19 protein-coding genes are annotated in these 25,025 nt (G+C 58.5%); 4 read left to right on the top strand and 15 right to left on the bottom strand.

The window, feature by feature from the left end; genetic code table 11:
* Window positions 1–255: 255 nt before the first annotated feature.
* From HBO41_RS15445 to HBO41_RS15460, 4 genes are read right to left on the bottom strand one after another with little or no spacing between them, the layout of a single operon-like run.
* A complete protein-coding gene (locus HBO41_RS15445; protein ID WP_017138294.1) occupies window positions 256–1,413 on the bottom strand; it encodes a betaine/proline/choline family ABC transporter ATP-binding protein in 1,158 nt (385 codons plus the stop codon).
* Entirely contained in the window at window positions 1,410–2,063 is a 654-nt protein-coding gene (locus HBO41_RS15450) for an ABC transporter permease (RefSeq protein WP_017138293.1), read from the bottom strand. Before HBO41_RS15450 ends, HBO41_RS15445 begins: the two co-directional genes overlap by 4 nt.
* Window positions 2,064–2,074: 11 nt before the next feature.
* The gene (locus tag HBO41_RS15455) at window positions 2,075–2,971 is read right to left on the bottom strand and encodes a glycine betaine ABC transporter substrate-binding protein (RefSeq protein WP_017138292.1); all 897 of its coding nucleotides are present in this window, start codon (window positions 2,969–2,971) and stop codon (window positions 2,075–2,077) included.
* A gap of 20 nt (window positions 2,972–2,991) precedes the next feature.
* Window positions 2,992–3,708 carry an ABC transporter permease gene (locus HBO41_RS15460; RefSeq protein WP_017138291.1) on the bottom strand — a complete coding sequence of 239 codons (717 nt, stop codon included), beginning with the start codon at window positions 3,706–3,708 and terminating at the stop codon, window positions 2,992–2,994.
* 332 nt (window positions 3,709–4,040) lie between these two features.
* On the opposite strand from HBO41_RS15460, the gene HBO41_RS15465 reads away from it, so the two are divergent.
* Window positions 4,041–5,624 carry a peptide chain release factor 3 gene (locus HBO41_RS15465; protein WP_017138290.1) on the top strand — a complete coding sequence of 528 codons (1,584 nt, stop codon included), beginning with the start codon at window positions 4,041–4,043 and terminating at the stop codon, window positions 5,622–5,624.
* Window positions 5,625–6,095: 471 nt separating this feature from the next.
* On the top strand, window positions 6,096–6,359 hold the full coding sequence (locus HBO41_RS15470; protein ID WP_017138289.1) for a hypothetical protein: 264 nt from the start codon (window positions 6,096–6,098) through the stop codon (window positions 6,357–6,359).
* 205 nt (window positions 6,360–6,564) lie between these two features.
* Here the strand turns inward: HBO41_RS15470 and HBO41_RS15475 are convergent, their stop codons facing one another.
* The 11 genes from HBO41_RS15475 to HBO41_RS15525 all read right to left on the bottom strand — a co-directional run bounded on the left by HBO41_RS15475 (window position 6,565) and on the right by HBO41_RS15525 (window position 22,932).
* Window positions 6,565–7,536 carry a peptide ABC transporter ATP-binding protein gene (locus tag HBO41_RS15475; protein WP_017138288.1) on the bottom strand — a complete coding sequence of 324 codons (972 nt, stop codon included), beginning with the start codon at window positions 7,534–7,536 and terminating at the stop codon, window positions 6,565–6,567.
* Window positions 7,536–8,504: an ABC transporter ATP-binding protein gene (locus HBO41_RS15480; protein WP_017138287.1), complete on the bottom strand. Its 969-nt coding sequence runs from the start codon at window positions 8,502–8,504 to the stop codon at window positions 7,536–7,538. The genes HBO41_RS15475 and HBO41_RS15480 overlap by 1 nt, the downstream gene beginning before the upstream one ends.
* A 10-nt stretch (window positions 8,505–8,514) precedes the next feature.
* Entirely contained in the window at window positions 8,515–9,426 is a 912-nt protein-coding gene (locus HBO41_RS15485) for an ABC transporter permease subunit (RefSeq protein WP_017138286.1), read from the bottom strand.
* Between the two features lie 10 nt (window positions 9,427–9,436).
* Window positions 9,437–10,447: an ABC transporter permease subunit gene (locus HBO41_RS15490; protein ID WP_026013789.1), complete on the bottom strand. Its 1,011-nt coding sequence runs from the start codon at window positions 10,445–10,447 to the stop codon at window positions 9,437–9,439.
* 77 nt (window positions 10,448–10,524) lie between these two features.
* Window positions 10,525–12,123: an ABC transporter substrate-binding protein gene (locus HBO41_RS15495; protein WP_138449133.1), complete on the bottom strand. Its 1,599-nt coding sequence runs from the start codon at window positions 12,121–12,123 to the stop codon at window positions 10,525–10,527.
* A gap of 80 nt (window positions 12,124–12,203) precedes the next feature.
* Complete coding sequence (locus tag HBO41_RS15500) at window positions 12,204–13,598, bottom strand: OprD family porin (RefSeq protein ID WP_017138283.1); 1,395 nt, start codon at window positions 13,596–13,598, stop codon at window positions 12,204–12,206.
* 170 nt (window positions 13,599–13,768) lie between these two features.
* Entirely contained in the window at window positions 13,769–15,313 is a 1,545-nt protein-coding gene (locus tag HBO41_RS15505; RefSeq protein WP_370589437.1) for an ABC transporter substrate-binding protein, read from the bottom strand.
* Between the two features lie 364 nt (window positions 15,314–15,677).
* On the bottom strand, window positions 15,678–17,306 hold the full coding sequence (locus tag HBO41_RS15510) for an ABC transporter substrate-binding protein (RefSeq protein WP_017138281.1): 1,629 nt from the start codon (window positions 17,304–17,306) through the stop codon (window positions 15,678–15,680).
* Between the two features lie 258 nt (window positions 17,307–17,564).
* Window positions 17,565–19,166: an ABC transporter substrate-binding protein gene (locus HBO41_RS15515; RefSeq protein ID WP_169986868.1), complete on the bottom strand. Its 1,602-nt coding sequence runs from the start codon at window positions 19,164–19,166 to the stop codon at window positions 17,565–17,567.
* 142 nt (window positions 19,167–19,308) lie between these two features.
* Window positions 19,309–21,453: a hypothetical protein gene (locus HBO41_RS15520; protein WP_169986870.1), complete on the bottom strand. Its 2,145-nt coding sequence runs from the start codon at window positions 21,451–21,453 to the stop codon at window positions 19,309–19,311.
* A gap of 765 nt (window positions 21,454–22,218) precedes the next feature.
* The gene (locus HBO41_RS15525; RefSeq protein WP_017138278.1) at window positions 22,219–22,932 is read right to left on the bottom strand and encodes an SIMPL domain-containing protein; all 714 of its coding nucleotides are present in this window, start codon (window positions 22,930–22,932) and stop codon (window positions 22,219–22,221) included.
* Window positions 22,933–23,137: 205 nt separating this feature from the next.
* Here HBO41_RS15525 and HBO41_RS15530 point away from each other — a divergent pair, with 205 nt between their 5' ends.
* A complete protein-coding gene (locus HBO41_RS15530; protein WP_017138277.1) occupies window positions 23,138–24,400 on the top strand; it encodes an ATP-binding protein in 1,263 nt (420 codons plus the stop codon).
* Window positions 24,393–24,953, top strand: a complete 561-nt coding sequence (locus HBO41_RS15535; RefSeq protein WP_003171731.1) for a response regulator transcription factor — start codon at window positions 24,393–24,395, stop codon at window positions 24,951–24,953. Before HBO41_RS15530 ends, HBO41_RS15535 begins: the two co-directional genes overlap by 8 nt.
* Window positions 24,954–25,025 lie beyond the last annotated feature (72 nt).

Raw genomic sequence — 25,025 nt, forward strand, 5'->3', positions numbered from 1 at the left:
TCGCGTTTTTGCACGCGTTCGTCGCGGGACCCGGTGCAGCTACTTATGTAACCGACAGGTGTGACGGATTGATGTTCCCCCGGGAGTGTTATTTGAGGGGGATTTGGAGCGCTTTGTGGCGAGGGAGCTTGCTCCCGCTGGGGCGCGAAGCGGCCCCAAAATCAGTCAACCCCGTTTACCTGAAACTATTGAGTCGTCTGTTCTGGGGCTGCTGCGCAGCCCAACGGGAGCAAGCTCCCTCGCCACAGAAGTTAATCAGGCCAGCGCGGTCTCGGCCGGCGACACGATACTGGTCTTGCCCCCACGCGACTTACCGGAACTCAGGTACTCGGCAATCGATTCCTGGGTCACTTCACCGAGGAACACCCGCTCAGCGTCCATCACCGGCAACCACGAACGGTTGAACTCGTACATACGCGACAGCAGGATGCGCAAATGCTCGTCATACGCCGCCGTGGCATTGAACTCGCGCAGGTACTGCCCGCAGGTACCGGTCTGACGGTGCAGGTCGCGACGTCGTACATACCCCAGCGCCTTGTTCTCGGCGCAGGTGACCACCACATAACGGCGGTCAGTTTCATCCATCAGCTCCAGCGCATCCGCCACCGGGGTTTCCGGGCTCACCGACGGGGCGTTGTCCGCCGCGTCTTCGGCTTTGACCAGCAGCAGGCGCTTGAGGGTGCTGTCCTGGCCGACGAAGTTGCTGACGAACTCGTCAGCCGGATGCGCCAGCAAGGTGTCCGGATGGTCGATCTGCAGCAGCTTGCCGGCGCGGAAGATCGCAATCTTGTCGCCCAGCTTGATGGCTTCATCGATGTCGTGGCTGACCATGATCACGGTCTTGTTCAGCGCCCGTTGCATCTCGAAAAACTCGTTCTGGATCATCTCGCGGTTGATCGGGTCGACCGCACCGAACGGTTCGTCCATCAGCAGCAGCGGGGCATCGGCGGCCAGCGCGCGGATCACGCCAATGCGCTGTTGCTGGCCACCCGACAGTTCACGCGGGTAGCGATGCAGGTACTGCTTGGGTTCCAGCTTGATCATGCTCATCAATTCGCGGGCGCGGTCGTGGCATTTCTGCTTGTCCCAGCCCAGCAGCTTGGGCACGACCACGATGTTTTCCTCGATGGTCATGTTCGGGAACAGGCCGATCTGCTGGATCACATAGCCGATGTTGCGACGCAGGGTCACTTCGTCGAGGTCGGTGGTGTCCTCGCCGTTGATCAGAATCTTGCCCGAGGTGGGCTTGATCAAGCGGTTGATCATTTTCAGCGTGGTGCTCTTGCCGCAGCCCGACGGGCCGAGGAATACGCAAATTTCGCCTTCGTTGACGGTCAGGCTTACGTCGTTCACGGCGGAGACAGTCTTGCCGTTGCTTTGAAAAGTCTTGGTCAGGTTTTGAAGTTCGATCATTTGAGCAGTCCTTTTGGAGTCAGCGAGCGTTGCAGCCATTGCAGAAGCAGGTCGGCGAAGATGGCCAGGAGACTGACCAGCACGGCGCCAACGATCAGCATCGACATGTCGCTGCGGCTGATGGAAGCCAGAATAAGTACACCCAGGCCACCGGCGCCGATGGTGGCGGCGATGGTCATTACACCAATGTTCATCACCACGGCGGTGCGCACACCGGCGAGGATCACCGGCACGGCAATCGGCAGTTCGACCATGCGCAGGCGCTGGCCGAAGGTCATGCCGATGCCTTTGGCGGCTTCGCGAATGCCAGGCTCGACGCCGGTCAGCGCCAGGTAGGTGTTACGCATGATCGGCAGCAGTGAGTAGAGGAACACCGCGGTAATCGCCGGCATCGGCCCCAGGCCCTGGCCGAACTTGGAGTAGAACGGCAGCAGCAGGCCGAACAGCGCGATGGACGGCACGGTCAGCAGCACCGTGGCGCTGGCTTGCAGCGGGCCGGCCAGGGTCGGGAAGCGTGTCATCAGCACGCCCAGCGGCACGCCCACGACAATCGCGAGAATGACCGCAATGCCGACCAGGGTGATGTGCTGCCAGGTCAGTTGCAGGACAAGTGCCCAATCAAGATGGGAAAAGGCGTTCAGGAATTCCATGTCTTCTCCTCTTATTGGCTGATGGGATGTTGGCGCAGAAAATCTGCGGCCACGGCGGATGGGCTTTCATGGTCGACGTCGACCCGCGCGTTCAACTGGCGCATGGTGGCGTCGTCAAACAGCGCAGCCAGCGGCTTCAGGTCGGCGGCCAATTGCGGGTGAGCGTCCAGATAAACCTGACGCACCACAGGCGCTGCGGTGTAGTCCGGGAAGTAATGCTTGTCGTCTTCCAGCAGCTTCAATTTGAAGGCATTCAGGCGACCGTCGGTGGTGTAGACCAACCCGGCAAACACCTGGCCATTACGCAGTGCGGTATAGACCAGGCCGGCGTCCATCTGCCGAGTGTTTTTACGCGTGAGGTTCATGTCATACAGCTTGACCATGCCGGCCATGCCGTCGGAACGGTTGGCGAACTCGGTGTCCAGGGCTACCAGGCGGTTTTCCTTGGTTTTTTCCGCCAGGGCTTGGGTCAGGTCGCTGATGCTATTGACCTGCGGGAACTCCTTAGCCACGTTCTCCGGCAATGCCAGGGCGTAGGTGTTGCTGAATTTCGACGGCGACAGCCAGACCAGGCCTTTTTTCGCGTCGAGTTCTTTCACCCGAGCGTAAGACTGTTCGCTGTCGAGCTTCTCGTCGATATGGTTGTAAGCCACCAGCGACACGCCGGTGTACTCCCAAATTAAATCAAGCTGCCCGCTTTCCTGGGCACTGCGTGCCAGGTTACTGCCCAGGCCGCCGGTCACACGGGTGTCGTAGCCCTTGGTGCGCAGGTACTGGGAAGTGATTTCGGCGAGCAGGGTCTGTTCGGTGAACACCCGGGCGCCGATGCGAATCACCGGTTTTTCGGCGGCTTGCGCAATGCCTGCAAACAGCAGGACGCAGCTCAATATCAAAGTCAGTTTTTTCATGTGATTTCCTTTGCCAAGCCTTAAGACGCACGCACTCCGCGTTCCAGCCAGAGGCGGCTGGCCATGGTCACCAGACCGTCGAGCAGCAATGCCAGCAGCGCGGTGCACGCGGCGCCGAGCAGCAGTTGCGGCTGATTGTTCAGGGCGATGCCGGGGAAAATCAGGCTGCCCAGGCTGTTGGCGCCAATCAGGAACGCCAGCGGGGCGGTGCCGACGTTGATCGCCAGGGCCACGCGCACGCCGCCGATGATGATCGGCACGGCGTTAGGCAGCTCCACGCGAAACAGCACCTGGCGCGGCGTCATGCCGATGCCGGTGGCAGCTTCTTTGAGTGAGCCTTGAACGTTTTTGAGGCCTTCGTAGGTGTTGCGCACGATGGGCAGCAACGAGGCGAGGAACAACGCGAAGATGGCCGGGCCACTGCCGATGCCGAGGACGCCGAGGGCGATGGCCAGTACGGCCAGGGGAGGGACGGTGTTGCCGATGTTGAAGATCTGCATGAAGCGTTCTGCGCGCCCGACCATGTTCGGTCGGCTGAGCAGGATGCCGGCGGGGATGCCCACAACGAGGGCGGCCAGCATGGAGACTAGAACGAGGATCAGGTGTGCTTGCAGGTAAAACAACAAATCGTCGCGGTACAGTTCGATCGTGTTGATGCCGATCCAGTGGACCAGCAGGGCCAGGAGTGCGACGACAACCGCACCTCCTATCAGCCCTTTGCCATAGCGAATAGCCACAGGCGGACTCCTTTTTTTCTTTTGTCGGCGAACACATTCTCCGGCGGCAATGCCATTGCTGGCTGCCTTCGAATGTGTTCGCGAAAAGCAGCTCGCCGATACCGGCAACGCGGTATGCGATCGAGCCATGAGCGCAGCCTCGTCAGGCTAACTTGCTGATTTTTCAGCCCCTGTTCCGAGTGCGGTAGCAGGGGAGTGGACGTCTCTACCTTTTAAAAGGTTCCATACTTGGCAGCATTTAGCCACCCCCAATCGGGTGAACGGTGGTCCGGTGCCTGGGGTTTGCGCTATACTCGCCGCCCTTTTTTGACTCACCTGCCAGGCGATTTCCCATGACCCACCAGGCCGCCGAAGTCGCGAAACGCCGCACTTTCGCCATTATTTCCCACCCCGATGCCGGTAAAACCACCATCACCGAGAAGCTGTTGCTGATGGGCAAGGCAATCGCTGTGGCCGGCACGGTGAAATCCCGCAAATCCGACCGCCATGCGACATCCGACTGGATGGAAATGGAAAAACAACGGGGTATTTCCATTACCACGTCGGTCATGCAGTTCCCGTATCGCGACCACATGGTCAACCTGCTCGACACCCCCGGCCACGAAGACTTCTCCGAAGACACCTACCGCACCCTCACCGCGGTGGACTCGGCCTTGATGGTTCTCGATGGCGGTAAGGGCGTTGAGCCACGGACCATCGCGCTGATGGACGTGTGCCGCCTGCGTGACACGCCCATCGTCAGCTTCATCAACAAACTCGACCGCGACATTCGCGACCCGATCGAGTTGCTGGATGAAATCGAAGCCGTCCTGAAGATCAAGGCCGCGCCGATCACCTGGCCGATTGGTTGCTACCGCGACTTCAAGGGTGTGTACCACCTGGCCGACGACTACATCATTGTCTACACCGCCGGCCACGGTCACGAACGCACCGAAACCAAGATCATCGAGAAGCTCGACTCGGACGAAGCCCGCGCCCACCTGGGTGACGAGTACGATCGTTTTGTCGACCAGCTGGAGCTGGTACAGGGCGCCTGCCACGAGTTCAATCAGCAGGAATTCCTCGACGGCCAGCTGACGCCGGTGTTCTTCGGTACTGCACTGGGCAACTTCGGTGTCGACCACGTGCTCGACGCCGTGGTGGACTGGGCACCGAAACCCCTGGCCCGGGTTGCCAACGAGCGCACCGTGGAACCGGTCGAAGAGAAATTCACCGGCTTCGTGTTCAAGATCCAGGCGAACATGGACCCCAAACACCGCGACCGGATCGCCTTCATGCGCATCTGCTCCGGCAAATACGAAAAAGGCATGAAGATGCGCCACGTGCGCACCGGCAAGGACGTGCGCATCGGCGACGCCCTGACGTTCTTCTCCTCCGAGCGTGAACAGCTGGAAGAGGCGTTTGCCGGCGACATTATCGGCCTGCACAACCACGGCACCATCCAGATCGGCGACACCTTCACCGAAGGCGAAGCGCTGGGCTTTACCGGCATCCCGCACTTCGCCCCGGAATTGTTCCGCCGCGTACGCCTGCGTGACCCGCTCAAATCCAAGCAACTGCGCCAAGGCCTGCAGCAGCTGGCGGAAGAGGGTGCCACCCAAGTGTTCTTCCCCGAGCGCAGCAACGACATCATCCTCGGCGCCGTCGGTGTGCTGCAGTTCGATGTGGTCGCCAGCCGCTTGAAAGAGGAATACAAGGTCGAATGCTCCTACGAGCCAATCACCGTGTACTCCGCGCGCTGGATCGATTGCAGCGATAAGAAGAAGCTGGAAGAGTTCTCCAACAAGGCCGTAGAAAACCTGGCGATCGACGGCGGTGGTCACCTGACCTACCTGGCACCGACGCGGGTCAACCTGGCGCTGATGGAAGAGCGCTGGCCGGATGTGAAATTCCGGGCGACCCGCGAACACCACTAAGGTCTGTGCGGTACACCAAAGGGCGAAGCTGTCATGGCTTCGCCCTTTTTTGTGTGCGCGACGCTGGTCCATTGTGGGAGCTGGCTTGCCTGCGATGGCGGTCTGTCAGTAACCCTATCAGTGGCTGGCCCACCGCTATCGCAGGCAAGCCAGCTCCCACATTTTGATCTTCATCTGTCCGGGCCATTGGCGCGAACCCCGCATCCGGTCTAGCGTTTTCAAATACTTCACCCACTCACCGACGGATCCGGAGGCGACCTTGCGTTTAACTCAACGTGCCGTCCAGTTGATGTTGCTGGCAGCCCCAGGCTCAGCCCGCGCCCAAAGAAATATCAAGAAAACCCCTACAATGACGGTGAGGACAGGATACGTGAGGCCTGATTGGCATAAACCCGAGAACGGAACTAGCTTCATTCACAGCGCCGGTCGAACGCTGGCGCACGTGTTTCACTGACTGGACGGAAATCGACCATGACTATCTTTCAACGTTTGGTGCTGTTGCTGAAAGTGTTGGTGATGTTATCGCTGGGCGCTTCTTCGGCGTGGGCCAGTACGGCTGTGCAGAGCCAGGCCCCAGGCTATGTGGCGGCGAAGACGGCGCAGGTGGGTGGTTTGCAGTTGGCCAAGAGCGAGTCTGAGGCCGGTGATGAGGACCAGGGCGGTTCCAAGGATGATGATGACCAGCAAGCGCCGCCAGATGACGATGACAACTCTGAAGGTGACAGCGATACCTGAGTCGAGATGAAAAAAAGCCCCGCCTGCCGGACTGATGCGCAATCCGACGGGTGGGGCGGTAGAACTCCTCTAAGTCGATCGTTCCCACGCTCCGCGTGGGAATGCATCCTGTGACGCTCTGCGTCACGCCTTAATCGAGCGACGGGACGCAGAGCGTCCTGGGCGGCGTTCCCACGCAGAGCGTGGGAACGATCCAGCGATCTCGTCACGCCACAAACTGCTCCGCATAGTGGCAAGCCACCTGACGGTTATCCAACGCTCGCAACTGCGGCTCCTCACTGCTGCACCGCGCCGTGGCATACGGGCAACGCTTGTGGAAAGCGCAGCCAGGCGGCGGGTTCAGCGGGTTGGGCAGTTCGCCGACGATCTTGATCTTCGGCTTGTTCGGGTCCGGGTGGATGGTCGGGGTGGCCGACAGCAGCGCCTGGGTGTAGGGGTGCAGCGGGCGCGCGTAGATGTCTTCCTTGGGGCCGACTTCCACGGGGCGGCCGAGGTACATCACCATCACGTCGTCGGCGACGTGTTGCACCACCGCCAGGTTGTGGGAGATGAACACGTAGGCGGTGTTGAATTCCTGCTGCAGGTCCATGAACAGGTTGAGTACCTGGGCCTGGATCGACACGTCCAGCGCCGAGGTCGGCTCATCCGCCACCAGCACTTTAGGCTGCAACATCATGGCGCGAGCCAGGGCGATGCGCTGGCGCTGGCCACCGGAGAACATGTGCGGGTAGCGCTGATAATGCTCAGGGCGCAGGCCCACTTGCTTCATCATGGCCTGCACTTTCTCGCGGCGTTCGGCGGCGGACAGGTTGGTATTGATCAGCAGCGGCTCGCCGAGCTGGTCACCGACCTTCTGGCGCGGGTTCAACGAGGCGTACGGGCTCTGGAACACCATCTGCACGTCTTTGCGCAATTGCTTGCGCTGGGCCTTGTCGGCGCCGGCGACTTCCTGGCCAGCGATTTTCAAGGAACCGGACGACGGCTCTTCGATCAGCGTCAATGCACGGGCCAGGGTGGATTTACCGCAACCCGACTCGCCTACCACGGCGAGGGTCTTGCCGGCTTCCAGTTCAAACGACACACCATTAAGCGCGCGCACCAGTGCATGGCCCTTGAACAGGCCACGGGACACTTCGTAGTGACGGGTGAGGTCGCGGGCGGTAAGAACGACGGCCATTACGCCACCTCCTGGTTCAAGGGGTAGAAGCAGCGCGCGAGGCTGTTGCTTTTCGGGTCAAGGCCGGGGCGCTGGGCACGGCAGGATTCCTGCACATACGGGCAGCGTGGCGACAGCAGGCAACCCTGCGGGCGGTCATAACGACCAGGCACGATACCCGGCAGCGTGGCCAGGCGCGTGGCGCCCAGGCTGTGCTCGGGAATGGCCTTGAGCAGTGCTTCGCTGTACGGGTGCGCCGGAATGTCGAACAGTTGCGGCACCTGGCCGACTTCCACGGCCTGGCCGGCGTACATCACGCACACGCGCTGGGCGGTTTCAGCCACGACCGCGAGGTCGTGAGTGATCAGCACCAGGCCCATGTTCTGCTCTTTTTGCAGGGCCAGCAGCAGTTCCATGATCTGCGCCTGGATGGTCACGTCCAATGCCGTGGTCGGCTCATCGGCGATCAGCAGCTTCGGCTCGCCGGCAATCGCCATGGCGATTGCCACGCGCTGGCTCATACCGCCGGACAGTTGGTGCGGGTAAGCATCCATACGGCTGGCGGCGCCTGGGATTTCTACCTTTTCGAGCAGTTCGATAGCGCGTTTGCGGGCTTGCTTGCCGGACATTTTCAGGTGCAGGCGCAGCACTTCTTCGATCTGGAAACCCACGGTGTAGCTGGGGTTCAGCGCGGTCATCGGGTCCTGGAACACCATCGCCAGGTCTTTGCCGACGATCTGGCGACGCTGGCGGTTGCTCAGCTTGAGCATGTCCTTGCCGTCAAAGTTCAGCGCGTCGGCAGTAACGATACCGGGGTGCTCGATCAGGCCCATCAGCGCCATCATGGTCACGGATTTACCCGAGCCCGACTCGCCAACGATCGCCAGTACTTCGCCTTTGTCGACGGAAATGTCGAGGCCATCGACCACCGGCACGGCGGTCTTGTCGCCGAAGCGCACGTTGAGATTCTTGATTTCTAACAGTGACATGGGAATCTCCTCAGGCGGCGTTCTTGAGTTTCGGGTCCAGCGCATCGCGCAGGCCGTCACCCATCAAGTTGATTGCCAGCACGCTGAGCAAAATGGTCAAACCAGGCAGGCTCACCACCCACCAGGCGCGTTCGATGTAGTCACGGGCCGAAGCCAGCATGGTGCCCCACTCAGGGGTTGGCGGTTGTACGCCAAGGCCAAGGAAGCCCAGGGCGGCAGCATCGAGGATCGCCGAGGAGAAGCTCAAGGTGGCCTGTACGATCAGCGGTGCCATGCAGTTGGGCAGCACGGTGATGAACATCAGGCGTGGCAGGCCGGCGCCGGCGAGGCGGGCGGCAGTCACGTAGTCGCGGTTCAGTTCGCCCATTACCGCAGCGCGGGTCAGACGGACATAAGACGGCAGCGACACGATAGCGATGGCGATGACGGTGTTGATCAGGCCAGGGCCGAGGATTGCGACGATGGCAACAGCCAGCAGCAGCGATGGCAGGGCCAGCATGATGTCCATCAAGCGCATGATGGTCGGGCCAAGCACGCGTGGGAAGAAACCGGCGAACAGGCCCAGCAGGATGCCCGGGATCAGCGACATCACCACCGACGACAAGCCGATCAGCAACGACAGGCGCGAACCCTGGATCAGCCGCGAGAGCAGGTCACGGCCCAGCTCGTCAGTACCCAACAGGAACTGTATTTGCCCACCTTCCAGCCAGGCCGGTGGGGTGAGCAGGAAGTCGCGGTATTGCTCGCTGGGGTTATGTGGCGCAACCCACGGGGCGAAAATCGCGCAGAACACGATCAGCAACATAAACAGCAGGCCGGCAACCGCGCCTTTGTTTTTGGAAAAGGCTTGCCAGAATTCTTTGTACGGGGACGGGTACAGCAGGCTTTGATCGACTGCTACCGCTTGAGTAGGTGTGCTCATGGTCATGATCTCAGCGCTGGTGACGGATGCGTGGGTTGGCGAAGCCGTAGAGGATATCCACCACGAAGTTCACCATGATCACTAGGCAGGCGATCAGCAAGATGCCGTTTTGCACCACCGGGTAGTCCCGCGCGCCAATGGCTTCGATCAGCCATTTGCCGATGCCGGGCCACGAGAAGATGGTTTCGGTCAGGACCGCACCGGCCAGCAGGGTGCCGACTTGCAGGCCGACCACGGTCAGTACCGGGATCAGCGCGTTACGCAGGCCGTGCACGAATACCACGCGCGCCGGCGACAGGCCTTTGGCCTTGGCGGTGCGGATGTAGTCTTCACGCAGTACTTCGAGCATCGACGAACGGGTCATGCGCGCAATCACCGCCAGCGGGATGGTGCCGAGCACGATGGCCGGCAGGATCAGGTGGTGCAGGGCATCCCAGAACGCGTCCGGCTCGTCAGCCAGCAAGGTGTCGATCAGCATGAAGCCGGTGCGCGGCTCGATGTCGTAGAGCAGGTCGATACGCCCGGAAACCGGGGTCCAGCCCAGGCTCACCGAGAAGAACATGATCAGGATCAGGCCCCACCAGAAGATCGGCATCGAATATCCCGCAAGGGAGATGCCCATCACCCCATGGTCGAACAGGGATCCTCGTTTAAGGGCCGCGATCACCCCGGCCAACAGGCCCAGGATACCGGCGAACAACAGGGCGGCCATGGACAGTTCCAGGGTCGCAGGGAAGAGGGCGGTGAATTCGGTCCACACGCTGGTGCGTGTGCGCAGGGATTCGCCGAGGTCGCCGTGGGCGAGCTTGCCTACATAGTCAAAGTATTGCGCATAGAGCGGCTTGTTCAGGCCAAGGCGTTCCATTGCCTGTGCGTGCATCTCGGGGTCGACACGGCGTTCGCCCATCATGACTTCTACGGGGTCGCCGGGAATCATGCGAATCAACGCAAACGTCAGCAACGTGATGCCGAAAAACGTGGGGATCAATAACCCCAATCGGCGGGCAATAAAACTAAACATCTTGTTGTGTACCTCAATCAGCCGGTTAGGCAGGTTCGGCACCGTCAATGTCGACGGTGCCGAGCGTCTTCTCTTATTTACTTCACCTGGGTGGTGGCGAAGTTATTTGTACCCAGAGGGCTTTGGGTAAAGCCTTCTACGTTCTTGCGCATGGCGGTGAACAATTTCGGGTAAGCCATGGGCAGCCATGGTTGATCTTTTTCGAAAACGTCCTGTGCTTGTTCATAGAGCGCAGCGCGCTGGCCGGGTTCAGCGATCGCGCGCGCTTTGTCGATCAAGTCTTGAAACTCTTTGTTACACCAGCGGGCGTAGTTTTCGCCGTTTTTCGCTGCATCGCAACTCAGGTTTGGCGTGAGGAAGTTATCCGGGTCGCCGTTATCACCGACCCAACCGGCCGAAACCATATCGTGCTCACCGTTTTTGGCACGCTTGAGCATCTCGCCCCATTCCATCACTTTGATGTTCACTTTCAGGCCGATCTGCGCCAGATCCGCTTGCATGCGCTGGGCGCCGAGCATCGGGTTGGGGTTGGTCGGGCCGCCACCGTTACGGGTGAACAGGGTGAACTCGGTGCCTTCCGGCACGCCGGCTTCCTTGAGCAGGGCGCGGGCCTTGTCGAGGTCACGGGGTGGGTTTTTAAGCTTGTCACTGAAACCCAGCAAGGTTGGCGGGTAAGGGCCGGTGCCCACCACGGCATTGCCTTTGCCGAACAGGGCTTCGGTATAGCCGGCCTTGTCGAATGCGATGTTGATCGCGTGACGCACCCGTGCATCGCTCATGTACTTGTGGGTGGTGTTCAGTGCGGTGTAGCTGGTGGTCATCGCCGCCAGTTCATCGACTTTCAGGTTCGGGTCTTTCTTGATGCTTGGAATGTCATCCGGCTTGGGGAACAACGCGATCTGACATTCGTTGGCCTTGAGCTTCTGCAGGCGCACGTTGTTGTCGACGCTGATCGCCAGGATCAGCGGGTCGACTGCCGGTTTGCCGCGGAAGTAGTCAGGGTTGGCCTTGAACCGCGCCTGGGCGTCTTTCTGGTAACGGATGAAGACGAACGGGCCAGTGCCGATCGGCTTGGCGTTGAGGTCTTCGGTCTTGCCGGATTTGAGCAACTGGTCAGCGTATTCCTTCGAGTGGATTGAAGAGAACGCCATGCCCAGGTCGGCAAGGAAAGGTGCTTCAGGACGGGTCAGAGTAAAGACGACGGTGTGATCGTCGGTCTTCTCTACGCTCTTGAGCAGTTCCTTGAAGCCCATGCTTTCGAAATACGGGTAGCCCACGAGAGACTTGTTGTGCCAAGGGTGATTCGGGTCCAGCTGGCGCTGAAAGCTCCAAAGCACGTCGTCGGCGTTCATGTTGCGCGTGGGTTTGAAGTAGTCGGTGGTGTGGAACTTTACATCGTCACGCAGGTGGAAGGTGTAGGTCAGGCCATCAGCGCTGATCTCGGGCAGGGCCTTGGCCAGTGCCGGTACAACTTCGGTGGTGCCGGGCTTGAAGTCCACCAGGCGGTTGAACATGGTTTCAGCGGCGGCGTCGGCGGTTACTGCGGTGGTGTACAGAACCGGGTCAAAACCTTCCGGGCTGGCTTCGGTGCAGACCACCAGCGGTTTGGCTGAAACGCCGATCGCAACGCTCAACAGCGCAGCGGCAATGGCAGCTTGTAGCGGGAGCATTTTCATTCAGAGCCCTCTGCAATCGATTAAACCAGACAAGCGTAGACGGCGGGCTCGTGATGAGCCCGCCGTCTACCTGGCGCTAATTAAAGAATGTTGAACGGGATGGTGGTGACCAGGCGGAACTCACGGATGTTGCCGTCAGCCTGGTTGGCGCTGGCACGGTGAGTCACGTAGGTACCACGGATGGTGGTGGCCTTGAGTGGGCCGCTCTGCAGGGCGTAGGAAGTACCGATGCCGTATTCCTGGTGTTTCTCGCCATCCTGGTTCTGGATGCCGTTGTAAGCGAAGCCTTTCACGCCGCCGTCGCCGGTGTAGTGAGTGCCGTCGATGCCCCAGCCGCGAGCCGAGTAGATGTTGAACTTCAGGCCAGGCACGCCGTATTCGGCCATGTTGAGGCCGTAAGCGACCTGGAACGATTTCTCGTTCGGGCCGTTAAAGTCGGACGTCAGGGAGTTGGCCAGGTAGATGCCGTTGGTTTCGTGCAGGTAGTCGAAGTACTCGTTACCGTTAACTTCCTGGTACGAGAAGGTCAGGCTGTGAGCCTGGTGAGTCAGGCCCAGCGACAGCGAGTAGGTGTCGTTGTCGATCTTGCCCATCAACTTTTTGCCTTCGTCGACGGTCTTGTAGTAGTTCAGGCCGGTGGTCAGGGCCAGGGTCTGAGCATCACCCAGTTCGTGGGTGGCGCCGAAGTAGTACTGGTTCCAGAAGTCTTTGACTTGAGCGCCAAAGAAGCTGGTTTTCAGGCTCTTGAACGGCTGGTAGTTCACGCCGGCGGTGTAGACGTGATCCGCTTCCTGGCCATTGCCGTACTCACTGCGGAATTTCGACAGGCTCTGTTCGGTACGTGGCGACACGCGGTCGAAGTAAGCGCCCTGGAACGACAGGTTGCTGAATTCTTCGCTGTTCAGGGCGAAACCTTCGAAGCTCGATGGCAGCGCACGGTTGCCGATGGTGTCGACGATGCCGCTGCTGAAGTTCTGGCGACCGGCGGTCAAGGTGGTGTTCGACACACGGAACTTCACGTTGGCCAGGCCCAGTTTGCTCCACTGGTCGACTGCATCACCGTTGGAGTCGGCCAGGGTACGGTTGGAACCACCCTTGATGTCGCGCTTGCTGCGGTCCAGAACCAGAGCGTTGTAGGCCGCGACTTCGGTAGCGACGCCCACGGTGCCTTGGGTAAAGCCCGAGCTCAGGTTGAGGATGGTGCCCTGTACCCAGTTGGTACGGTAAGCGTCAGTGCGCGCTTCGCCGTGCTTCTGGTAGGTGAACTTGCCGCCACGGAACTTCTGTTCGTTGGAGAACCAGTTACGGGTGGTACCGCCCAGGCTTGCGCCGTCGACAAAGCCTTTGGCCTCGCTTTGGGCACTGGTGCCGGCCAATGTGGTTGGAACGAAGTCCTGGCTCTGGGTTTCAGCGAAGGCGGTTGCCGTGATGCTGCTGATGGCCAGGGCCAGAAGCGCTTTGCTGCTCAGTTTCATGGGTGGAGCTCCTTTGGTTCTCTTTTTAATGCCGGTCTTTTTAGGTGAACCGGCTATTGGGTGTGTAACTCGTTCAAGCTATTGCAAACGTTTGCCGTAGGATAAATCCCAACAAAAGGCTGCACGTTTGCTACGGAGCCGATTTGGCTCCGCACCATCCGGTTATTTTCTTATGGGTTGAAACTGACGCCCGAGAACACGTTGCGGCCGAAGGGGCTGACTTTGAAACCTTCGACTTTGGCGCTTAACGGCTGGTTGACCGTCGAGTGGGCGACTGGCGTGATTGGCACTTGCTGTTTAAGCAATTGCTGCGCCTGTTTGTACAGAACAGTCCTTTGTTCGCGGTCGGTCACGACCTTGGCTTGCTTGATCAGCTTGTCGTACGCCGGGTCACACCACATGGAGTAGTTGTTCCCGCCGATGGCGTCGCAGCTGTAGAGGGTGCCCAGCCAGTTGTCCGGGTCACCGTTGTCGCCGGTCCAGCCGATCAGGCTGATATCGTGCTCGCCGTTTTTGGTGCGCTTGATGTACTCGCCCCATTCGTAGCTGACGATCTTGACCTTGAGGCCGATCTTGGCCCAATCGCTTTGCAGCATTTCGGCCATCAGCTTGGCGTTGGGGTTGTACGGGCGCTGCACCGGCATGGCCCACAGGGTGATCTCGGTGCCTTCTTTAACGCCGGCGGCCTTGAGCAGTTGCTTGGCTTTTTCCGGGTTGTAGGCGGCGTCCTTGATGCTGTCGTCGTAGGACCACTGGGTCGGCGGCATGGCGTTGACCGCCAGTTGGCCCGCGCCCTGGTACACGGCATTGAGGATGCTCTGCTTGTTCACCGCCATGTCCAGCGCCTGGCGCACTTCGAGCTGGTCGAAAGGTTTGTGGCGCACGTTGTAGGCGATGTAGCCGAGGTTGAAACCTGGCTTGGTCAACAGTTGCAGGTTTGGATCGGCCTTGAGCGCGTCGACGTCAGCGGGGCGCGGGTGCAGGGTCACCTGGCACTCGCCAGCCTTGAGCTTCTGCACCCGCACCGAGGCGTCGGTGTTGATGGCGAAAATCAGTTGGTCCAGCTTGACGCGGCTCGGGTCCCAGTACTGCTTGTTGCCCACATAACGGATCTGCGAGTCTTTCTGGTAGCGCTGGAATACGAACGGGCCTGTGCCGATCGGCTTCTGGTTGATGTCGCTGGGTTTACCTTGTTTAAGCAACTGTTCGGCGTACTCGGCCGACAGGATCGAGGCAAAGCTCATGGCGATGTTTTGCACAAACGCGGCATCAACCGTGTTCAGGGTCATCACCACGGTGTAAGGGCCGGTCTTCTCGACCTTGGCGATGTTCTTGTTCAGGCTCATCCCGTTGAAGTATGGAAACTCGGTGGGGTAGGCCTTGCGAAACGGGTATTCAGGGTCGAGCATGCGGTTGAAGGTGAACAGCACGTCGTCGGCGTTGAAGTCGCGCGTCGGCTTGAATTCCTTGTTGCTGTGGAACTTCACCCCTTCACGCAGGTGAAAGGTGTAAGTCAGGCCGTCTTCGGAAATATCCCACTTGGTTGCCAGCCCAGGCACCACGTCAGTCGCGCCTTTTTCGAATTCAACCAGGCGGTTGTACAAGGGCTCCGCCGCGTCGTTGTCGGTGGCGGTGGTGTACTGCGCGGTGTCGAACCCGGCCGGGCTGCCTTCAGAGCAGAACACCAGGCTCTTCTTTTCGGCGGCTTGGCCCATCGTGGCCACAGCCAGCAGGCTGGTGCCAAAAATTGCGGATAGAACAGTGGTATGGCGCATGACGATCCCGATCCTTGTTTGTTGTTGTCACCAGCGAACAATCACCCAGGCGTCGGGCCTGGGAGACATCACTGATCCCACATACAGCAAGTGCCTTTCCTAGGTTGGAGCCTCTGCTGTCCTACGACGGTATGGGTCGCGGAGCTTGCAGTAAATGCGCCAAAACGGATTGACCTTGTAGGCAACGGATGCACATGTCGCAGTTCATTGCTGTAGGACGGCAATGTTGCGGATGTGGTCTGTTTCCTACGGTCTGGGCGGATGCAATAACGGCGACGTTATGAAACGTCGCCGCTACTGAGCCTTACTTGCCGCTTACGCTAACGCCGTAGAAGGAGTTCAAGCCAAACGGGCTGATCTTGAAGTCCTGCACGGTGTTGCGCATGGGTTGATACACCGTCGAGTGCGCGATAGGTGTCATCGGGACTGCATCTTTGAGGATATGTTGCGCCTGCTTGTACAGCTCGGTGCGTTTGGCGACATCCGATGTGGCTTTGGCTTCTTTGACGATGCCGTCGAATTTCTTGTCGCACCATTTGGAGAAGTTGTTACCGGACAGCGAGTCGCAGCCGAACAGCACGTTCAGCCAGTTGTCCGGGTCACCATTGTCACCGCTCCAGCCAATGATCATGGCCTGGTTCTCGCCGCCTTTGGAACGCTTGATGTACTCGCCCCACTCGTAGCTGACAATGTTGACCTTCAGGCCGATCTGTTTCCAGTCGTTCTGCAGCATCTCGGCCATCAGCTTGGCGTTCGGGTTGTACGGACGTTGAACCGGCATGGCCCACAGGGTGATTTCGGTGCCTTCCTTGACGCCCGCTTCCTTGAGCAAAGCCTTGGCTTTGGTCACATCATGCGGGGCATCCTTGATGGTGGTGTCGTAGGACCACTGGGTCGGCGGCATGGCGTTGACGGCCAGTTGGCCTGCGCCCTGGTACACGGAGTCGATGATCTGCTGCTTGTTCACCGACATGTCCAGCGCTTCACGTACACGCAGGTCAGACAGTGGGTTGGCGGCGGTCTGGCCCTTGAGCACCGGCATAACGTTGTAAGCGATGTAGCCCAGGTTGAAACCGGCCTGGTGCGGCAGTTTCAGGTCCTTGTCTTCACCCAGCGCCTTGAGGTCGGCTGGACGCGGGAACAGGGTCACCTGGCATTCGTTTTTCTTCAGCTTCTGGATACGCACCGACGGGTCAGTGGTGATGGCGAAGATCAGGTTGTCGATCTTCACGTCTTCAGGCTTCCAGTAATCCTTGTTGCCGGTGTAACGGATGTTGGAGTCTTTCTGGTAGCTCTTGAACACGAACGGGCCAGTGCCGATTGGCTTCTGGTTGATGTCCTGTGCCTTGCCTTCTTTCAACAGTTGGGCGGCGTATTCAGCCGACTGGATCGACGCGAAGCTCATTGCCAGGTTCTGGATGAAAGCGGCGTCCACAGTGCCAAGGGTGAACTTGACGGTGTGGTCATCGACTTTCTCGATGTTCTTGATGTTGGTGTCCATCCCCATGTCCGTGAAGTACGGGAACTCGGTGGGGTAGGCTTTGCGAAACGGGTCGTCCTTATTGATCATGCGGTTGAACGTGAACAGCACGTCATCAGCATTGAAGGTACGGGTCGGCTTGAAGTACGAGGTGGTGTGGAACTTCACGCCATCACGCAGGTGGAAGGTGTACGTCAGGCCATCCGGGGAAACGTCCCAGCTGGTGGCCAGCCCAGGAATCACAGCAGTGCCGCCGCGTTCGAACTGGGTCAGACGGTTGAACATGGTTTCGGCCGAGGCATCGAAGTCTGTTCCGGTGGTGTACTGGCCTGGGTCGAAACCGGCCGGGCTCCCTTCGGAGCAGAACACCAGGTTAGTCGCCGCTTGGGCGAATGGAGCTGCGGCCATAAGGCCAGCACTCACTAAAAGCGGAAGGACTGCGTGTTTAAGCATGTTGGCCTCATGATTTGTTGTCATTTTTGGTGGTGAGGGCGACCTCGTGAGTCGGCCTGCGGATACTTATGCAGGGGCCATACCCATTGCAAGATGCTGAACCGTTGCGAGAGGCAAACTGTGGTACGAACGTACAGGAATGTCGCATTTATGAAAGTTTGTACATAAATGCATATATATAGAGGGTTTTTTCGGTGCATTGTGCGCACCAAAAAGGCCCAGCCGAGGCGTCTGGCGCACTCGGTTGGGGCGATGATGTTACTTATCTAGACTGACACCATAGAACGGCGTAAGCCCAAACGGGCTGATCTTGAAGTTTTGCACTTCCTTACGCAGTGGCTGGAAAACCGTCGAGTTCGCAATAGGTGTTATAGGTACTTGTTCCTTAAGTATTTTTTGCGCCTGTTGATACCACTTGATGCGTTGCTCGCGGTCGTTGCTGACCTTGGCCTGTTGCACCAGCTTGTCGTAGGCCGGGTTACACCATTTGGCGTAGTTACTGCCCTTGACGGCGGCACAACTGTAGAGCACGCCGAGCCAGTTATCCGGGTCGCCGTTGTCGCCGGTCCAGCCATAAATCATGGCGTCATGCTCGCCATTTTTGGCGCGCTTGATGTATTCGCCCCATTCGTAGCTGATTATGTTGGCCTTGATACCGACCTTCGCCCAATCCTGCTGGATCATTTGTGCCGACATGCGTGCGTTGGGGTTTGAAGCACGCTGTACCGTCATGGCCCACAAATTGATGGTGGTACCTGGTGCAACCCCTGCTTCTTTTAGTAGCGCCCGGGCCTTGGTCGGATCGTAGGGCGCATCCTTGATAGTGGGGTCATAAGACCACTGCGCCGGTGGCAGTGCGTTCTGCGCCAATTGTCCGGCGCTCTGGTAAACGGCCTTGATGATCGCGGGCTTGTCGATGGCCATGTCCAGCGCCTGGCGCACTTTGAGCTGGTCCAGCGGCGGATGCGTCACGTTATAGGCCAGGAAACCCAAGTTGAAACCGGCCTGTTGCAGCACGCGCAGGTTGGGGTCTTGTTTCATTATTTCAATGTCGGACGGACGCGGGTAACCGCTGACCTGGCATTCACCGGCCTTGAGTTTCTGCAGGCGCGCGGCGGCGTCCGGGGTGATGGCGAATACCAGATTGTCGAGCTTCACATCCTCGGGCTTCCAATACTGCTTATTGGCCACGTAGCGAATCTGCGAATCTTTCTGGTAGCGCTTGAACACAAACGGGCCTGTGCCCACCGGCTTCTGATTGATCTGCTCGGCTTTGCCTTCTTTTAACAGTTGGGCGGCGTATTCGGCTGATTGCACCGAAGCGAAGCTCATGGCCAGGTTCTGTACGAACGAGGCATCGACATTGTTCAGGTTGAACTGCACGGTGTGGTTGTCGAGTTTCTCGACGTTTTTGATCGTGGTGTTCAAACCCATGTCAGTGAAGTAAGGCGATTCTGACGGGTAAGCCTTGCGAAACGGGCTGTTGGCATCGAGCAAGCGATTGAACGTGAACAGCACATCATCCGCATTGAAGTCACGGGTAGGGGTGAAGTAGTCGGTGGTGTGGAATTTGACGCCATCGCGCAGGTGGAAGGTGTAGGTCAGGCCGTCTTTGGAGACCTCCCAGCTTGTTGCAAGGCCAGGCTCTACCTCGGTGCCACCGCGCTTGAACTGGGTCAGGCGGTTAAAGACGGTTTCGGCTGAGGCATCGAAATCGGTGCCGCTGGTGTACTGGCTGGGGTCGAAGCCGGCGGGGCTGGCTTCGGAGCAGTAGACCAGGGTAGTCGCCGCCTGAGCGGTCGGCATCAAGGCCAGGAGGCCGGCGGCAAGGAGCAACGGTTTTAAGGTGATTCTTTCCATGGAGACCCCTGAAGTGGTGGGCATATAAAAGCTGCCCAAACGGAAGCGACGGTCACCGAGGTTACCGCCGTTCAGGGTTATCAGGTAGAGACAGTGGTTCACTTAATGCAGTCAGATGATGCCCTTCGGCAGGTTCTCGCTGTTATGGTTGTGGGAAGGTCATTGGCTTATAAGTAAATACCCACCATGAAAACGGATTCCAATAGGGATTTTTCTTTACGGGTTTGAAGTTTATGGTTTTCGCCAATTCTTTGGCGACGTATTTTTCAGCTTCGTCTCTGGCCAATGCCCTATCGGCATCAGTCAGCGGGGAGTTCTGAGTTTGTTTTAGGGCTTTCAAATATTCTTTTTCTACTTTTTCAATCGCGGCATTTATTTCTTCCGGCACGAGGTTGCCTGTGAGCGTGCCACGATAGCCTTTGACAGGGCGCTGTATGAGCCTCTGAAACTCAGCCGCGAAGGAGGCATCTCCACCACTTGCAGAGTCACATGACAGCAGCCGTATATTGTCAAACGTCTCCGGGTGAATACCTGCGTCTTTAAGTGTCTGAAGTAGCTCTTCGGGCGTATGGAGTTTTCCGGCATATGAAACTTTCGCGATACCAGTAGCAGGGTCGACGCTCCCATGGACGAGTATGTTGAGTCGTTCTGCACTGCCTTTTTTGTTGAAATCGGTAAATGTGTAGAGTTTTTTGTCAAGGGCGTTTAGGTCATTGAGTTCTCCACTCAGAATTACGTTTTTTTCAGGCGTAGAAAAAAGAGCCTCGCCGGTCGGTAAGTCTTCAATGGACCTTAGAATCGAACGTTTACTGTTTTGCGCTTCGATTGTCGGGGGCACGCCTTCTGTCTCAATGGCCGGTGGCGTACTCGGTTCGTTTGGCGCGGCGTGGGTGGCGGGGTGTATATCGCTTTCGCTCGACACTTTTATGTTTCGCTCAAAATTAAAACTCTTGGTCTGCTCATTGTATTTCCAGCCGTAAACTTCGCTGCCCGCGGTAGTAGGTCCGATGGGGGCTTCACCCAACCCTGCATCCGTCCCAATTTGTGCAACTTCGTGCGCGAGTTGCAGGGCAGATATCACCGCGGCAGCAGTGCCGCCAACGCGATCGCTGGCTGTCATACCCGTGGCGGCGTCATGAATGCCAAACACGATATTGCCCGTATTGCCGACAACGGGGACGTAACCGAAGGTATTGCCCCACGCCTCTTTCGCGGCCTTCCACGATTGCTTCGAGGCACCAAACACCTGCGTCTGATCGTCCGATTTTGCATTTTTGGTGTTCATCTCCTGATAGGCGTGGGCAATACCGGAGTTAAGGCTTCCAAACTTTAAATAATAGTGTGAATTTCGCGACTGGGTATAATTAAAAGTCTCCTCCACCGGTACAACTTTTTCGCTGGTTTTACCGGCACGCCCCGGGTAGGTGGCACCTTTACCGATAATCAAATTTTCGAGTACATCGCCCGCCGGGGGCCAATGAGTATTTTGGCCGCCCTGCCTGTCCTTGGAGTTGAAACTCCGTAGCAACTCATTACGGTTTTCTTTTGCCCAACTGGCAAATTCATCATCGCCGTCTATTTTACTGACCTTGCCGTTCTTCAAGTCAATCATCAGGCCTCTATTGGGCCGGTGATCATAATCGCCATGGTAGTTTTTGTAAGGGATAAACGCATACCCGGCGAGCGGATAGCCGTAGATATTTGGAATAACCACGTTGCCGTTTTTGTCTAGTGTTCGGTCGATGGCTTCTTGTGCCTCAGCCCCGAGCGCCTTATAACTTTCCTTGTCGTTGCGCAGACTGTGCAAGGTGCCCCGCACTACATAGGCATCGGCCAACCCTGAGCGCTTCGCCAGTGCGCCCGAATGATCCGCCATGGGCTTGATTATCTCGTTTTTCCAATGATGCTGAAGCTTGGCGCCCATCGACTCCAAGTCGTTAATTTTATTTCGGTCTTCTGGCCTGATTTGCATGCTTTGGGCATTAATCACGCCGCCTCCCGCGGGTCTATCGTGCTTAAGGGCTCCGGCTGCAATCTCCCATGCAAAGTAGGTGCGCTCGTCTTTGCTGGTCAGGTGAGAAGCACCATTAAGCTCCTTGGTGTAAGCGGTGAACGTCACCGTGATTGTTTCATGCGGGTCATACCCGGCTGCCAGCAAACCGCCACTGAAGTAACCTGCGGGTTCCATGTATTGACGGGCGTCTTGGAATTTAATATTCCTTTCGCCTTCGCTACCGTGTTCCACAAGCTTTAACTTCCACCTTACGCGATCCGCATAGTCACCCATACGTGCCTCCCGTTCTTGCAGGGAGGCGTTCGCCGGGGGGGGAGTGACGCTCCACCCATAAATGACTCCCGGGATATTACCCGGTTTAAGATCGTCGAAGGGCGAGTGTCCATGAAACCCACCGCGATAAAACGGCTGGCCCCTCGGTAAACCTCTTGAATTTCTATCCGGAGGGGATAGATCGCGAGTGACGCGATTGCCCATGTGTGCTTGTTCTGGATAGTTTGAATCCAAGGGAGTAGTTGGTGTAGCGCAAGCGTGCAGCGAAGAGGGTGCCATTGTTTGCATGGTCGGCTCGATTTACTGAGGGGGTTGTGAACTTAACTGTCGATCCTCACTGGGCAGCAGGCGGCCGCAAGTTTACGCTGCGGTGCAATAGCAGGCATCGCACAGAGAACGTCGAATAAACACGTTGCTTGTTAAGTCAAGGCAGCAGTGATGATCACTCAGTGGGTGTCTGGAAGCGTCGAGTTCCGCTTTACACCCTGGTTGAGCACGTAAAGTTGATGCTTAAACTTATTCCGACTGTGCAGAAGAAAAGTTTTACATGAAGGTACTGTCAACTGTTGCATGGCAGTTTGAGTGGGAAAGCTTTCCACTTGAAATTTTACGGTCGTCGTTAATGAAATGTTGCTGTATGGCGTTCGAGCGCGGCGATGTGAGTTGTGATTTTGCGATGTCGGTGTGGGGCTGTTGGGCGACATAAGCGCGGTCAAAAAAAAGCGCAGCCTGTCAGGCTGCGCCGTTTCTAATATCGCAAAGGGTTTAGTGCAAGACCTCAATCACCCCATCAGCGCTCATGTTGACCTGGCTGGTGCCGGCTTCTACTTCTGGCGTTGGCGCCGAATCCGCCATGGCCGCCTTCATCATCATCCCGCCATTGCGGGCGTAAGGCATCGGGTAACCATTGGTGTTGAAGTTCAGGTTGACGATCTTGTAGCCCTTGCCACCCAACGCGTCAGTTGCGAGCTGGGCACGGGCCTTGAACGCGGCGACCGCATCCTTGAGCAACGCATCTTCGCTGGCCTTGCGCGTGGTGTCGGCGATGGCGAAGTCCATGTTTTCCATTTTCAGGGTGTTCAACAGCTCGCCAGTGAGTTTGGACAGTGCCGGGAAGTCGGCGCTTTCCAGACGCAGTTCGGCGCGTTCGCGCCAACCGGTGATCTTCTGGTTCTTGCTGTCGTAGATCGGGTAGCTGTTGCGGCTGCCTTGGCGCAGGGTTACGGCTTTGACTTCACGTGCCTGGCCCAACGCCTTGTTCATGGTGTTGGTGATTTCGGCAGCAAGCTTGGCCGGGTCGGCATTTTGCGATTCGGTGTACAGCGTGACGATCATCTTGTCGCGGGCAACCTCCTGGCTGACCTCGGCGCGCAGGGAAATCTGGTTGTAGTTCAGCCCTTCGGCTGCCAAAGCGGGGAGGCTGGCAAGGGTGGCCACGCCCAGGGTGATAACAGCTGCACTGCGAGTGAAACGAGACATGGAAGCTCCTTAAGGTGTTCGTATCGGGTATGACTGTAGACGGTGGTATCGGGTTCTTCGGGTTTACACATTCGCTACAAGTTGTGATGGCGCCGACGAACGGTCGTTTGGCCGGCCTGCGTCAAAGAGCCACACGCGCCGTGCCAGCGGGTCTGCTTCGTTTATACTCGTGCCGATCCGCCTGCAGCGCTCACCGGGAGAGCTCATGCTCGCCGCCGTAAAACTGACTTCCGCCACACGCCAGAACCTCTGGCGCCTGACGTTCATCCGCACCCTGGTACTGGCCGCACAGGCCGGCTCCGTCGGGCTTGCCTATTGGTTCGACCTGCTGCCGCTGCCGTGGCTGCAACTGGGTGTGACCCTGGCGTTTTCCACTGTGCTGTGCGCGTTCACGGCCATCCGCCTGCGTACCACGTGGCCTGTGACCGAGTTGGAATACGCACTCCAGTTGGCCTGCGATCTGTTTATCCACAGTGTGTTGCTTTATTTCTCTGGTGGTTCCACCAACCCGTTTGTTTCTTACTACCTGGTGCCACTGACCATCGCCGCCGTGACCTTGCCATGGCGCTATTCGGTAGTGCTGTCGGGTATTGCGCTGACGCTCTATACCTTGCTGCTGGCGCAGTTCTATCCGTTGCAAACCTTTCCCATCGCCCGCGAAAACCTGCAGATCTACGGGATGTGGCTGAGCTTCGCGCTGTCTGCTGCAGTGATCACGTTCTTCGCTGCACGCATGGCCGAAGAACTGCGCCGTCAGGAAGAACTGCGCGCCATTCGCCGCGAAGAAGGCCTGCGTGACCAGCAATTGCTGGCCGTCGCCACCCAGGCCGCGGGTGCCGCCCACGAGTTGGGCACACCACTGGCGACCATGAGCGTGCTGCTTAACGAAATGACCCAGGACCATCACGACCCGGTGTTGCAAGAAGATCTCGGCGTGCTGCGCGAACAGGTCAAACAATGCAAGCAGACCTTGCAGCAACTGGTGCGCGCCGCCGAAGCCAATCGCCGCCTGGCGGTGGAGATGCAGGACGTGACCCAGTGGCTCGACGAAGCCCTGAATCGCTGGCACCTGATGCGCCCCGAAGCCAGTTACCGTTTTCATCTATTAGGGCAGGGCAGTGTGCCGCGCATGGCGCCGCCGCCGGACCTGACCCAGGCCTTGCTCAACCTGCTGAACAACGCCGCCGACGCTTGCCCCGAAGGCTTGGGCGTGCAGCTGGACTGGGACGCGGAAAACGTCACCATCAGCATTCGTGACCACGGCGCGGGCGTGCCGCTGGCCATTGCCGAACAAATCGGCAAACCCTTCTTTACCACCAAGGGCAAAGGCTTCGGCCTCGGCCTGTTTTTGAGCAAGGCCAGCGTGACCCGCGCGGGCGGCTCAGTGAAGCTCTATAGTCATGAGGAAGGTGGCACGCTCACCGAGCTGCGCCTGCCCCGTGTCGCACGAGGAGATATCGATGAGTGACGAGATCCAAGTCGAAGGCGAAGAACTGCCGCACCTGTTGCTGGTAGATGACGACGCCACCTTTACCCGCGTGATGGCGCGCGCCATGAGCCGTCGTGGCTTTCGCGTGAGCACCGCAGGTTCGGCTGAAGAAGGCCTGACCATCGCCCAGGCCGACCTGCCGGACTACGCCGCGCTCGACCTGAAAATGGATGGCGACTCCGGCCTGGTGCTGCTGCCCAAGCTGCTGGAGCTCGACCCGGAAATGCGCGTGGTGATCCTCACCGGTTACTCCAGCATCGCCACCGCCGTCGAGGCCATCAAGCGCGGCGCCTGCAACTACCTGTGCAAGCCGGCGGATGCCGACGACGTGCTGGCTGCGTTGCTCTCAGAGCACGCCGACCTCGATACCCTGGTGCCGGAAAACCCGATGTCGGTGGACCGCCTGCAGTGGGAACACATCCAGCGCGTGCTCACCGAACACGAAGGCAATATCTCCGCCACTGCCCGTGCCCTGGGCATGCACCGTCGCACCCTGCAACGCAAGCTGCAGAAGCGTCCTGTACGGCGCTGAACAAAGTCTGAACAATCTGCTTCAGGCTGCACAGCGCGCTGAACCGATCGTCTATGATCGGTTCAAACGCCT

It is taken from the genome of Pseudomonas sp. WS 5146 (assembly GCF_012985495.1).
In the GTDB taxonomy this organism is placed as follows: Bacteria; Pseudomonadota; Gammaproteobacteria; order Pseudomonadales; family Pseudomonadaceae; genus Aquipseudomonas; species Aquipseudomonas edaphica.